The organism is Pseudoselenomonas ruminantium, from assembly GCF_900142515.1.
Taxonomy (GTDB): Bacteria; Bacillota; Negativicutes; order Selenomonadales; family Selenomonadaceae; genus Selenomonas_A; species Selenomonas_A ruminantium_D.
The window spans coordinates 38,036-51,173 of record NZ_FRBC01000014.1; the positions used below are offsets into that span (position 1 = coordinate 38,036).

Here is a 13,138-nt window from a genome sequence, read left to right on the forward strand (position 1 = left end):
TCTTAATGTCTCCTAAATAATAACAACCGCCCTCTTATATCTGAGGGCGGTTGTTTAGATACCCGCTGAGATTTGCTGAAAGTCTTCCGGCGGCGGGGCTGTGATGACTAGGTCTTTGTTGCTCATAGGATGTCTGAAGCTCAGGCGGAAAGCGTGCAGCGCCTGATGCTGAATCCATTCCATATTGCCGCCGTAGAGGTCATCTCCCAATAACGGATGGCCCATGTGCGCCATATGGACGCGGATCTGGTGTGTACGCCCGGTTTCCAGTTCCAATTCAAGCAAAGAGAACTGGCCATTGGTTTTGCTGGTTCGGTAATGGGTACGGGCCGGCTGGCCCTCCGGGTCAACCTTGCGCAGGATGATGCTGGGCAGGGCTCGGGCAATGGGGGCATCGATAGTGCCTGCCGAAGGCGTTAACTGTCCTTCGATAATGGCCTGATATTCCCGCTTGAAATTCTTGCAGCCCTTGGGCGAGAGCAGGTATTGTATCTGCGGTTCCTTGGCGACAAGCAGCAGGCCGCTGGTATCCCGGTCCAGACGGTGGACAGGATGGAACGCATGGGATTCGCCTTTGGCAGCGAAATAATGCATCAGGGCATTGCCCACAGTTCCATGACTTTCCTTCGTGGTGGGATGTACGAGTTGTCCTGCGGGCTTGTTGATGACCAGCAGCCATTCATCCTCATAGCGGATATCCAGCGGCAATTCCTCGGCTTCGATATCGGAAGGCCGCAGGATATCATAGGTGATGATATCGCCGTCCTTTACCTCGGAACGGGCAGCGTTGGCATTTACGCCATTGATGGCAAAGGTGCCGGAATTCTTGATGCGCTTCCAGATGGTATTGGATATGCCTGTCTGCGCTTTCAAAAACGCCCTGACCGGCATAGAGGTCAAGGCGTTATCAAGCGTTACTTCAATACGGGTCATTCTTTCACGGTTTCGGGCTCGTCATCGGTCACAGACTTATGGAGTTTGCCGATAAGCTGGAAAGACAGAGACAGGATGATGGCCACCACCGTGGCCAGGGACATGCCTTTGAGCGTGATGGTGCCGATGGTGATGCTGGCTGTGGAAACGCCCAGTCCCAGCACGATAGCCGTCAGCATCAGGTTAAGCGGATTGTTGTAGTCGATATTGCTTTCGGCCAGCACGCGGATACCGGAGGCGGCAATAACACCGAAAAGCAGCAGGGAAACGCCACCCATGACCGGTGTCGGGATGCTCTGAATCAGGGCCGCCAGCTTGCCCAGGCAGGACAGGATGATGGCAAAGATAGCAGCGCCGCCGATAACCCAGGTAGAGAATACTTTCGTGATGGCGAGGACGCCGATATTTTCGCCATAGGTGGTATTCGGCGTGGAACCGAAGAAGCCGGAGATAACGGTAGAGATACCGTTGCCCAGAATGGAACGGTCAAGGCCTGGGTCCTTGGCAAAATCTGCGCCGACGATATTGCCTGTGACAATCAGATGGCCCACATGCTCAGCGATGACCACGAGTGCAGCCGGCAGGATGATCAGGATGGCATCGAGGTTGAATTCCGGCGTATAGAAGGTGGGCAGGGCAAACCAGGGGGCTGCTTCCACGCTGGCCAGATCCACCAGACCACAAAGAGCAGCGATGATATAACCGCCCACGACACCAAGCAGGATGGGGATGATGGCTAGGAAGCCGCGGCAGGCTACCGAAGCAAATACCGTAATGGCCAGTGTAATCAGGGATACGAAGATGGTCGTGCTGTCGCCCTTACCAGTCAGACCAGCCATTCCTGCGGCTGTAGGCATCAGCTCCAGGCCGATGACGGCTACGATGGCACCCATGGAAGCGGGCGGGAAGAGCACGTCAATCCAGTGGGTACCCACGGCCTTGATGATGAGACCGACAATACAGAAAACCAGGCCAACGGCGATAAAGCCGCCTAAAGCAGCTTCATAGCTGTACTGGCCCAGTACCAGGAATACCGGGGACAGGAAGGCGAAGCTGGAACCGAGATAAGCAGGAATCTTTCCCTTACATAAGGTCAGATACAGCAATGTGCCAATGCCATTGAAGAGCAGGACAGTAGCCGGATTCACATGGAAGAGAATGGGCACTAGCACCGTGGAGCCGAACATGGCGAAGAGATGCTGCAGGGAAAGCGGCAGGGTTTCGAGCAGTGGCAGGCGCTCACTGACACCGATTGTACGGTTTTGCAAAATGATACACTCCTTAAAATAAATGGGTAAATAAAATCTCTAATACTATAGCACAAAAGGGACTTATGTCCAATAATGGATTGCTTGCAATTAAAAATGGAAAATATTTATCATTTTACGTCCGGATTTTTCTGTAAAACTGTATCTTTGTAACATGAAAAGTAAAATATGTTTCTTGCAAATGAACAATTTTACATAAATTGATGAAAATTTATAGACAGGTGACCTTTTTTAGGTTATAATATGTTTCGATTAAACATCAAGTATACAAAAAGAAGCGTTCCGTGGCCTGCGGATTTGTTTCTTATGAAAGTTTAGGGGGAGAGTTATGGCACTTATTGTAAAGAAATTCGGTGGCAGCTCGGTCGCGACCACGGAAAAAATCATGAATATTGCCAAGCGCGTCTTAGGCGAGAAAAAGCCTGGGGACAAAATCGTGCTGGTGGTTTCCGCTATGGGCGATACCACGGATGATCTGATTGAGCTGGCGGAAGGGATCACGAAGAATCCTTATCAATATACAAGAGAGATGGATATGCTCCTGACCACCGGTGAGCAGCAGTCCGCTTCGCTCATGGCGATGGCTTTCAAGACCTTGGGCCAGGATGCGGTATCTCTTACCGGGCCGATGGCTGGCGTGCAGACCAATGATGTCTATACGAAGGGGCGTATCAAGGATATCCAGCCGGAACGCGTGCATAAGGAGCTGGATGCGGGCAAGGTCGTCGTGATCACGGGCTTCCAGGGAGCGAACTCTCTGGGCGACTATGTAACGTTGGGGCGTGGCGGTTCGGATACATCTGCCGTGGCTATCGCCGGTGCCTTGAAGGCGGACTCCTGCGAAATCTTTACGGACGTGGATGGCGTGTATTCTGCTGATCCGCGCATTGTCAAAGGTGCCCGCAAGATGCGTGAGATCACCTATCATGAAATGCTCGAAATGGCCCGCCTTGGTGCTGGTGTCATGCAGCCGCGCTCCGTGGAAATGGGTGAGTACTTCGGCATCCCCATTCATGTACGTTCTACTTTTACGACTGATATTGGTACCTTTATTAGGGAGGATTACACGATGGAAGATAAAGATTTTGTGATTCGGGGCGTAGCCCATGATGAAAAAGTAGCTAAGATTGCTGTCCTTGGCATCCCCAATACGCCGGGTATTGCCCATGAGATTTTCTCTGCGCTGGCTGATGCCAATATCGACGTGGATATGATCGTGCAGAGTATCCGCAATATCGAAAAGAATGTCACGGACATGGTATTCACTGTAGCCGCTGGCGATCTGGCTCAGGCCAAAAAGGTCGTAGACGGTGTAGCGGACAAACTCAGTGCTGTGGCTGTGCTGATTGAAGAAGACGTGGCCAAGGTTTCCATCGTTGGTGCTGGTATGCTGGGCAATCCGGGTACTGCTGCCCGCATGTTCGGTGCATTGTCCCAGAAGGGCATCAACATCGATATCATCAGCACTTCCGAGATCAGTATTTCCTGTCTGGTGAAGGGGTCTGTGCTGAAAGAGGCTGTCAACGCTATCCATGACGAATTTTTCCCGAAGAACTGATTGACATATGACCGCCCCCTTTAGGGGGAGGTAGTCACGAAGTGACTGGAAGGGGCTTTTGCCAGGTAGAACTGGCCGGTCAATGAGCTGCCCCTTTCGTGTCCTGCGGACTCACTTCCTCTGAAGGGGGCAGCTTTTGATGTGCATTTGTCGTCAATTTCACAAAAATATTGTATACATACACTTGTGTGGGTAGACAGGACAGGCGGAAACAGTTATTATATTACCTGTGAGTAGATTTTTAGTTTTAGTAAATGTTTATGGAGTTTGAGAGGAGAGCTTGTTTATGACAATGGCAGCCAGCCATGCGGCGGATAAGAAGTTACGGGATGCGATTTTTGGAGCCACGGCGGCTTGTAACAAAGCAGCGGAAAAACATGGTTTGGATAAGGTAACCAACGCCACCATCGGCATGATGATGAATGATGAAGGCGGTTTGGCCGTTCTGCCTACGGTGGAGAAAGTTTACCGCAGCCTGAAGACGGAGGAGATGTTCCGTTATGCTCCGATTGCCGGTCTGCCGGCGTATCTGGCTGAAGTGGAGAAGCTGGTCTTTGCGGATAACCGTCCGGAGGGCTTCATCGCTTCCTGCGCTACGGCGGGCGGCACGGGGGCTATCCATCACGCTGTAGCCAACTATGCAGAACGCGGTACGAAGGTGCTGACCTCTGACTGGTTCTGGGGCACTTATAACGTCATTTGCAACGAATGTGGCTGCAAGCTGGTCAATTACAAGCTCTTTGATGCAAACAATAATTTCAATATCTCTGCTTATGCAGATAAGGTAGCCGAAATCTTCCAGGAGCAGGACAGCCTGCTGGTCATCATCAACACGCCGGTTCATAATCCTACGGGCTTCAGCCTGACGGAAGAGGATTGGGATCAGGTGCTGGCTCTGGCGAAGAAATACGCGGCTCAGGGCAAGAAGATGAGCATCCTGGTGGACATCGCCTATATCGATTTCGCTGGTGAAAAGAATGCAACCCGCCGTTTCATGCGCAAGTTCAGCAATCTGCCGGAAAATGTCTTCATCATGTTTGCCTTCTCCATGTCCAAGGGCTATACGGCTTATGGCCAGCGCACGGGCGCTTTGGTGGGCGTATCTTCCAGCGAAGCGGTCATCACGGAATTCCAGGATATCAACAAGTACACGAGCCGTGCTACCTGGTCCAATATCAACCGCGCTGCTATGACCACGCTGGTGAAGATCCAGCAGGATGATGCTTTGCGCACGGAGTATGAGAACGAACGCGATAGCTTCTATCAAACCATCCAGAAGCGCGCTGAAGTCTTCATGAAAGAAGCCAAGGAATGTGGCCTCAATGCCCTGCCTTACAACGGCGGTTTCTTCCTGTCTGTACCGGCTGCTGATCCGCAGGCCGTCTGCAACAAGCTCCATGATGATCTGATTTTCGCTGTGCCTTTGAAGATGGGTGTACGCGTGGCCGCCTGCTGTGTGCCGGAAGAGAAGATGCATGGCGTAGCCGCCAAGGTTCTCAAGGCTTTGAAGGCTGTAGAGAATTGGTAAGTCTTCCGTTTGATTGGTCAGATTGAACCGTCATCTGTGTGAATTTTTCCGAACGAAAATATTTTTTTACGAAGGTCAACTCTTCTATATAATAGTAGGAGTTGACCTGTTTTTTTATATACGTGAAAATTTGCGGTTGAACCATAGGGCAAATGATGTTATAGTTAACTTGTGTGTATGTGATATTTCTTTCGGGAGGACGCAGAACAGTATGTTTAAATTCAAAAAAAAGGACAGCGAGTTCTTTGATTTGTTCGTGGAAAGCGCCAATTATTTCTATAAGGGTGCGCTGATGATGGACGAAGTAATGCTTGATTACAGCAAGGCTACGGACAAGGTCAAGGAAATCATGGATCTTGAACATGAGGCAGATCGCATCAACGATGCCATTATTGACAAGCTTAATCTCACCTTTATCACCCCCATTGACCGGGAAGACATCTATGCACTGGCTAACGGCCTTGATGATGGCGTGGATTACCTGCAGGGCACGCTCCAGCGCATCGTGATGTACCGCACAGGCAAGGCTATGACCGGTGCTGTTTCCCTGACAAAACTCTTGATTGAAGCGACGGAGGAAATCATCCGTGCGTTCTCCCTGTTGAAGGACATTCGGAAAAACCAGGCACAGATTCTTGATGCCACCCATAAGATTGCCCAGCTCGAAAGCGAAGGTGACCGGGTGTATCGTCATGAAGTAGCCTATCTCTTTGACAAGGAAAAAGACCCCATTGAGTTGATCAAATGGAAGGATATACTGGAAAAACTCGAAGACACACTGGATCATTGCGAGAAGCTGTCGGATATGATTCGGGGAGTGGTAATGAAGTATGCATGAGTTACAGCTTTTAATCTTTACAGTCATTATACTGGCCTTGCTCTTTGACTTCATCAACGGCTTCCACGATACGGCCAATGCTATTGCTACGGCAGTGTCTACACGGGCTATTCATCCCAGCCATGCCATTATGATGGCGGCAGGCCTGAATTTCATTGGTGCTATGTACAGTACTGGCGTAGCCAAGACTATTGGTGCGGATATCGTAAGTTCAGCCCAGATGGTAGATGAGCATGTATTGATTGCAGCACTGGCCGGTTCCATTATCTGGAACATCCTGACCTGGTGGTTTGCGGTGCCATCCAGTTCATCCCATGCATTAGTAGGCGGTATTATCGGTGCTGTGCTCGTATCCGTGGGTGAGCAGGGGCTGAATTTCTGGGGCATCGGCAAGATTGTCCTGTCCCTGATTGGCTCCCCAATCATTGCCATCTGTACCGGCTGCATCGTGATGTTGCTGCTTTTCCGGATTTTTGGTGGATTCAGCCCTTCGGCTATCAACCATAAGTTCAAGAAGATGCAGATCCTTTCGGCAGCGATGATGGCATTCTCCCATGGTTCCAATGATGCGCAGAAGTCCATGGGTATCATCACGCTGGCCCTGCTGGCTGGTGGTTATATCGGCGAGTTTGAAGTGCCGACTTATGTAAAGGTGCTCTGCGCTACGGCGATGGCGCTTGGCACGGCGATGGGCGGACGGAGGATCATCCGCACCATTGGCGGCAAGATTTTCAAATTGGAACCCATTTCCGGCTTTGCGGCTGACCTCAATTCCTCGACGGTCATCTTCGGCGCAACGCTCCTGCATCTGCCGGTAAGTACCACGCATGTGGTGTCTGGTTCCATCATGGGCGTTGGCACGGCGAAGCGTGTCAATGCGGTAAGATGGGGCGTGGCCCAACAGATGGTCATGGCCTGGGTACTCACAATCCCGTGTACGGCGCTTATGGGAGCGTTGTTCTACAAGATTGTTTGTATGTTCATGTAATATCGCATAATTTTATACCATGCTGAAGGATGCCCGGCTGTTGGGCGTATATGGTGCAATAGAGGATATTGTGGTGGAATATATACGAAGTCATGGTGTATCGGATATTGAAGTGGGAAGGATAGGGAAAAACGAACATACGAATTAAATAAAGTGCCCATTTTTGATGAGGGCATAAGGTCATAGGGGTAACTCTTTTGCAAGCTGGAGAATATTCAGCAGTCAAAGAGTTACCTCTTTTGATATGGTGTACGCTTTCTTTAAAAGAGATAGTGTTTATTTTGGTATTGACAATAATAATCAATGCTGATATTATAAACAGCGTGCAATTGATAATGATTATTGATTGCGAATGAGATTCAAATATGAATCTCATTCATATTTAGGAGGATGATCAGAGAATGACAGACAGAAAAAAGTTGGCAGGATGGGTTATGCTGGGAATTTTAGCAGGAGGCAATGTATGGACGACAGATGTGGGAACTGTTGCCGCTGCGGAGAGGACAGCGCAGGAGAGCATCCGCTTAAGTGACAGCTATGTGCGGCCTGACTATGTGGAGGTAGAAAAGCTGCGGGATACCAAGCAGATTATCGTTATTACCAAGAAGGACATGGAGGAAAAAGGCTATAAGAGCATTTCCGATGTGCTCAAGGACCAGCCCAGCATCAATGTGGGGGCAACGGGTTGGGGGCAGGTGGATATCCGGGGCCAGGGCAGCGAGCAGGCCACCCGTAACATTCAGGTTTTGGTGGATGGTGCGCCCATCACCACCATGGTGAATCATCCTCTGCCCAATAATTATGATTATGTGCCGATGGAGCAGATTGAAAAAATCGAGATCATCCCCGGTGGTGGCTCTGTCATCTATGGCAGTGGGGCAGCTGGCGGTATCATCAATATCACCACCAACCTGCGTTCCCTGCAGAAGCCCCGCAGCAGCGTGAATACGGAGTGGAACTCCGATGGCTATCGGGCCAGCGTGAATTATGGCACGAAGGTGGGAGATAAGGCAGCAGTTCAGGCGGGCTTTGCACGGCTGGACCGGGATCTGTTTTTCGTGAACACTTATCGCAAGAGCAACTACGCCTATGGTGGCTTCCGTTATGATGCGGATCTGGATCACAGCCTGACCTTCCGTTACAGCCATCTGGAGGAGGACAGCAAATTCCTGCAGAACGTGAGCCGCTGGAAAATCGATGCCTATGGTCATAGCTATCGTCCGGACAAAGACAGCGATTACCTGAACGGTGACCGGGAACTGGATACATACAATCTGAGCTATAATCAGAATTTCGGGGCGAAACTGAAGTACAGCGGGGACTTCTTCTATACGGACGGTTATTATACCAATACGAAATTCTTTGATGGAAAGATGAAGACCAAATCTTATGGTTCTCGTATGCGTCTGGATTGGAGCTATGGCAGCAGTGATTCCCTGCTCATGGGTGTGGACATCTTTGAGCAGGAGTCTCATCTGAAATATAAGACCAGTGTCCGTGGCAAGCTGATGGATTTCAATTATGACAAGACCACAGAGGCCTTGTATCTGCTGAACAAGATGAAGCGGGGACGATTGACGTACACTCAGGGCCTGCGTCGGGAAAAGCTCATCTGGAAGTTTGACAAAGACGGCGGCACGGCAGCCCGGCCAATTGGCGGCGTGGATTCCTCGAATCGTTGGAATACCGCTGGGGAGCTTTCTGTCGGTTACCAATACAGTGACTTAGGGAAGGTTTTCCTGCGCTATGAGCGGGGCTATACCAGTCCCGACGGTCTGCAGATCTGTGATGAAGTGTATTCGGACCGGAGCAGGAAAGTCTACGCCGCCACAGATGCACAGGAGGAACGTTACAATTTGTGGGAAATGGGATTGCGGGACAAATGGGGGGCTTCTACAGTGAGCCTGACGCTGTTTGCTTCGGAAACCAACAATGAGCTGGAGCGTCCCTATTTCCGAGGGGCTTATGGCTGGGAATATAGGACATACAATATGTATAACACCAAGCGTCGAGGTGTAGAGACCAGCTTCTCCCAGCGGTTGGGCAAGCTGCGTTTGCAGGAAGGCTATACGTATCTTCATGGGCGCCGGGATTACACGGCCCAAGGCCGGGCCCTGATGGCTGCCCACGGGGAAGATGAGATTGATTTCACGAACAGCGGATTGAAGGCTGTGCCACAGCACAAAGTCCTGCTGACAGCGGATTATAAATTCGACAAGCAGTGGAGTGTCAATGCCAAGTATACGTTCTTTGGCAAGTATAACAACTTCATCAAGGAAAGCGATCGCCATGAAGATGGCAATATCGTCCATTCCTATGGATTGCTGGATCTGGGCTTCAAGTTCCAGCAGAACAAGGATCTGACTTGGTATGGCGGGGTCACCAATGTGCTGGGCAAGGACTACTATGAGTACGATTCTGCTGGCGGGGCCACTGCGACGTTGGTGCCCGGTGCGGAACGCACATATTTTGTAGGTATGAATTATAAATTCTAAAGGAAAGAAAGGAAAATGACCATGGAATTTTTTGCATTGTTTCAAAAAGGCGGGCTTGTCATGTACCCTATCATGCTGGCTTCCATCATCGCACTGACCATTGCTTTTGAGCGTTTTGCCTATTACCGCAGGGAAACGTTGAAAATGGAAGATTTCTCTGCTCAGGTCAATAAGTATCTGCAGGCTGGAGAACAGGAAAAAGCAGAGTCGCTCTGTCAGGAAGGCGGGGCCCCGGGAGAGGTGCTGCTCACGGCCATGGCTGAGGAAAAATATGGCAGCCGGGAGGAAGTCGTGCTGGCTGCGGCTAAACGCAAGGCCTTGGAATTGCGCCAGTATCTGGAGTATCTTAGCGTCATCGTCACGATGGCACCGTTGCTGGGGCTTTTGGGCACGGTGACAGGCATGATCCAGTCCTTTTCCGTGTTGAATGTGGCGGATGGAGAACCCTTTGCCATCACCGGCGGCGTCGGGGAAGCCCTGATTGCTACGGCTACAGGTTTGCTGGTGGCTATACTGTCCTTGTGCCTCTATGCTTATCTTTCCCATCGGGCCAATGCCATCATTGCGGATGTGGAATATGTGTCCACCATGTATATAGCGGCAGGGGGCGAGAATGATGCGCATTGATTTGACTGCTCGGGAGGAAAAGCCCCGGCTGATGATCATTCCTATGATTGATATCATCTTTTTCCTGCTGGTGTTCTTCATGATGAGCATGCTCACCATGGTGGTGCAGAAAAGTGTGCCGCTGACTCTGCCGCAGGCCAGCACGGCCAAAGTCAGCATGGTGGAGAACATCCCCATTACCGTCACGGCAGACGGGGCGGTGTACTACGAGCAGGAGAAGATGAGCCTGGCAGATCTGGAAAGCCGCCTGTGGCACCAGAAACAGCAGGGCGAAGTATCCGTCATCCTGCGAGGGGATGCAGCAGCGGATTATGGCAAGGTGGTACAGGTCATGGATATGATAAAGAATCTGGGCATCAGTAAGGTCTATATCGCCACAGATACAAAGGGATAATGGGATGAGATCAGGATGAGAATGCGAAGCTGGAAGGTTTATTTTGGTATGGCTGCCGGTGTTCATGGACTTTTATTGGCACTATTGGCGTTGGCTGGGCTCAACTGGCTGGCCGGGGAGCAGGAGGAAAAGCCTGCCATCGAGGTGGGGTTTGTGGCGGAAGCCGCTGTGTCCGGCATGGCTGGTGGCAGTGAAGCCACTGGCAACAGTGGCAGCAAGACAGGTCCGGTCATCAGGACCGCATCGGTGGCAGCAGTAGAAAAACTCCAAAATTTGCGGGGGCATTCCCCAGAAGTGTCTGCGCAAAAGCAGGAAATGAAAACAGCGGATAGTGAAGCCGCTATTGCAGAAGCGGCAGCGGCCCTGGATGCTCCTGCCGGCAGTGATTCGGCTGAGTCCGGGGAGAATGTTGGCAGTCCGGGCAATGGCAATAGCAGCGACGGTAATGGTGGCGATGGTGGTGAGGCTGGTGCAGCCACAGGTTCTGGCGGCAGTGGTACGGGAACCTCGACAGGTCTTGGCGATGGTTTCACGCCTAATGGGGATGGTACCTATACAGCGGCCAGTGCGGCGGGAATCAGCTATCAGCTGCTGAGGGATGCCAATGCGGTGTATCCGGAGGAAGCCCGCAGCATCGGTTATAGCAATGTGGTGGAAGTGGTGGCCCAAATCATGGTGGGGCTGGATGGCAGCGTGGAAAGCGTCACCATCCTGAACAGTCCGCCCAAATTGGGCTTCTGGGAAGCTGCTCAGGAAGCTTTGTGGAGCATGCGCTTTGCGCCTATTTATTATCAAGGGGTAAATATCCGGGTGCCCTTTGAAAAACATTTGATTTTTCAGCCATGATGGGTGAGGAAGATGGAGAAAGAATGTTATGAAGTTAGATCAATATTTACAGGAATTGACAGCAGCCAAGCGGGAAGTGTTATTGGGCAGAGATACTGCTGATCCGCTGCATGAAGCTTTTGCCAGCAAGCGGGTGGTGCATGCGGGGCTGATTGGCGGGCCAATTCCCCAAGCGGAGCAACAGAGGGCCTATCAGAAGGCTTTGGGCAGGCCGGCGGACTTGAATCGTCAGCATGCCCTCTATATCCACATTCCCTTCTGCCAGACTAAATGCCTCTATTGTGGCTTTTACCAGAATGCCAGCAGGCAGGACGTAGAGGATGCTTATGTAAAGGCATTGTTAGGCGAAATTCAGGTGGAAGCGAAGAGTTCCCAGATGGAGAAAACTGCTATTGATTGCGTCTTTATCGGCGGGGGCACGCCTACGTCCCTGTCAGCGGCCAATGCTGCGGCTCTGCTCAAGACCATACAGCAATCCTTCAAGTTGACGCAAAATTGCGAGGTGACCCTGGAAGGACGGATTCATGATTTGGTGCCGGAGAAAATAGAGACCTGGCTGCAATATGGCGTCAACCGCATTTCCTTGGGGGTGCAGTCATTTGATACGACTTTGCGCCAACGCATTGGCCGCATTGATACCCGGGAGGAGGTCCTGAAACGGTTACAGCTTCTAAAGTCCTATGATGTGACCGTCATTGTGGATTTGATCTACGGCCTGCCGGGGCAGACTATGGATATGTGGATGCGCGACGTGCAGACTTTGGCGGAAGCTGATGTGGATGGCATGGATCTTTACCAGCTCAATATCTTCCCCGGAGGTCCCTTGGACAAAGCAGTGAAGAATGGAGTGGTACCTCCCTGTGCTGATATCGGTGGGCAGGCGGATATGTATGTGGCAGCCCGGGATTATCTGTTAAGTGAAGGTGTGGAGCGCTTGAGTCTCTGCCATTGGCGGCGCACGAAGCGGGAGCGCAGTCTCTATAACACCATGGCCAAGGCTGGTGCCGATGTTTACGCCTTTGGCTGCGGAGCTGGTGGCCATTTTGGTGGCATCAGCTGGATGAACCAGCGGAATCTGACCGATTATCAGCAGGATTGGGAAAAGGGGCAGAAACCCATCATGATGGCTGGTCATCAGGTAGAGGCAGAATTAGGCCGGGTTTGTGATGGCATCATCAGTGATCTGGAAAAGGGTTTTGTGGATTTTCGGCGGCTGTTGATTGCTGACAGCCGTTTGGAAGAAGTGGAACAGGTGCTTTCGTTGTGGCAGGAAAGAGGACTGTTAGTGGAGGATCTGGGCATTTACCGGCTGACCAGGTCTGGTGAGTTCTGGTATATCAGCCTGACGCAGAGTCTGGTAGAATGCGTGCAGGTACTGTTGGACGAGGAGGCGGAAGCTCCAGCTGAAGAAATAAATGGCAGGACGACAGATGCGCTGGATGAAGTATTAGCGGAAATGCTGCCGGAGGCCAATGCTGCCAAGCGTCAGGAGTTGGCCAGTAAGATCCCTGCTGCCGTGCGCATGATGTTGCGTCGGTCCAGTAAAGAAAAACTGCGGAATATGTTGGCTGGCATGCCTGCGGCGATGCGGGAAAAAATGCTGGCTAAGGCAGGCGTATGATTTTTTATTTTAAAAATGATAATGCGTATTGATATGAAAGGG

11 protein-coding genes are annotated in these 13,138 nt (G+C 51.2%); 9 read left to right on the forward strand and 2 right to left on the reverse strand.

The window, feature by feature from the left end; all coding sequences use genetic code 11:
* Positions 1–54: 54 nt before the first annotated feature.
* Together BUB68_RS08245 and uraA are read right to left on the reverse strand one after the other, a co-directional pair.
* Complete coding sequence (locus tag BUB68_RS08245) at positions 55–933, reverse strand: RluA family pseudouridine synthase (protein WP_073089993.1); 879 nt, start codon at positions 931–933, stop codon at positions 55–57.
* Entirely contained in the window at positions 930–2,201 is a 1,272-nt protein-coding gene (gene uraA / locus BUB68_RS08250; RefSeq protein WP_073089996.1) for a uracil permease, read from the reverse strand. The genes BUB68_RS08245 and uraA overlap by 4 nt, the downstream gene beginning before the upstream one ends.
* 328 nt (positions 2,202–2,529) lie before the next feature.
* Between uraA and BUB68_RS08255 the strand changes: the two genes are divergently transcribed.
* The 9 genes from BUB68_RS08255 to hutW all read left to right on the forward strand — a co-directional run bounded on the left by BUB68_RS08255 (position 2,530) and on the right by hutW (position 13,096).
* Positions 2,530–3,759, forward strand: a complete 1,230-nt coding sequence (locus BUB68_RS08255) for an aspartate kinase (RefSeq protein ID WP_073089998.1) — start codon at positions 2,530–2,532, stop codon at positions 3,757–3,759.
* A gap of 286 nt (positions 3,760–4,045) precedes the next feature.
* On the forward strand, positions 4,046–5,287 hold the full coding sequence (locus BUB68_RS08260) for an aminotransferase class I/II-fold pyridoxal phosphate-dependent enzyme (RefSeq protein ID WP_256625837.1): 1,242 nt from the start codon (positions 4,046–4,048) through the stop codon (positions 5,285–5,287).
* Between the two features lie 211 nt (positions 5,288–5,498).
* Positions 5,499–6,125 carry a DUF47 domain-containing protein gene (locus BUB68_RS08265; RefSeq protein WP_014424307.1) on the forward strand — a complete coding sequence of 209 codons (627 nt, stop codon included), beginning with the start codon at positions 5,499–5,501 and terminating at the stop codon, positions 6,123–6,125.
* Positions 6,118–7,113, forward strand: coding sequence for an inorganic phosphate transporter (locus BUB68_RS08270; RefSeq protein ID WP_073090004.1), 996 nt, complete (start codon positions 6,118–6,120; stop codon positions 7,111–7,113). The genes BUB68_RS08265 and BUB68_RS08270 overlap by 8 nt, the downstream gene beginning before the upstream one ends.
* Positions 7,114–7,514: 401 nt before the next feature.
* Positions 7,515–9,608, forward strand: a complete 2,094-nt coding sequence (locus BUB68_RS08275) for a TonB-dependent receptor (RefSeq protein ID WP_256625839.1) — start codon at positions 7,515–7,517, stop codon at positions 9,606–9,608.
* Positions 9,609–9,629: 21 nt separating this feature from the next.
* A complete protein-coding gene (locus BUB68_RS08280; RefSeq protein WP_073090086.1) occupies positions 9,630–10,235 on the forward strand; it encodes a MotA/TolQ/ExbB proton channel family protein in 606 nt (201 codons plus the stop codon).
* On the forward strand, positions 10,222–10,629 hold the full coding sequence (locus tag BUB68_RS08285; protein ID WP_256625840.1) for an ExbD/TolR family protein: 408 nt from the start codon (positions 10,222–10,224) through the stop codon (positions 10,627–10,629). Before BUB68_RS08280 ends, BUB68_RS08285 begins: the two co-directional genes overlap by 14 nt.
* 15 nt (positions 10,630–10,644) lie before the next feature.
* Positions 10,645–11,475 carry an energy transducer TonB gene (locus BUB68_RS08290; RefSeq protein WP_081371924.1) on the forward strand — a complete coding sequence of 277 codons (831 nt, stop codon included), beginning with the start codon at positions 10,645–10,647 and terminating at the stop codon, positions 11,473–11,475.
* A 28-nt stretch (positions 11,476–11,503) separates the two neighbouring features.
* On the forward strand, positions 11,504–13,096 hold the full coding sequence (gene hutW, locus BUB68_RS08295) for a heme anaerobic degradation radical SAM methyltransferase ChuW/HutW (protein WP_073090013.1): 1,593 nt from the start codon (positions 11,504–11,506) through the stop codon (positions 13,094–13,096).
* Positions 13,097–13,138: the final 42 nt, after the last annotated feature.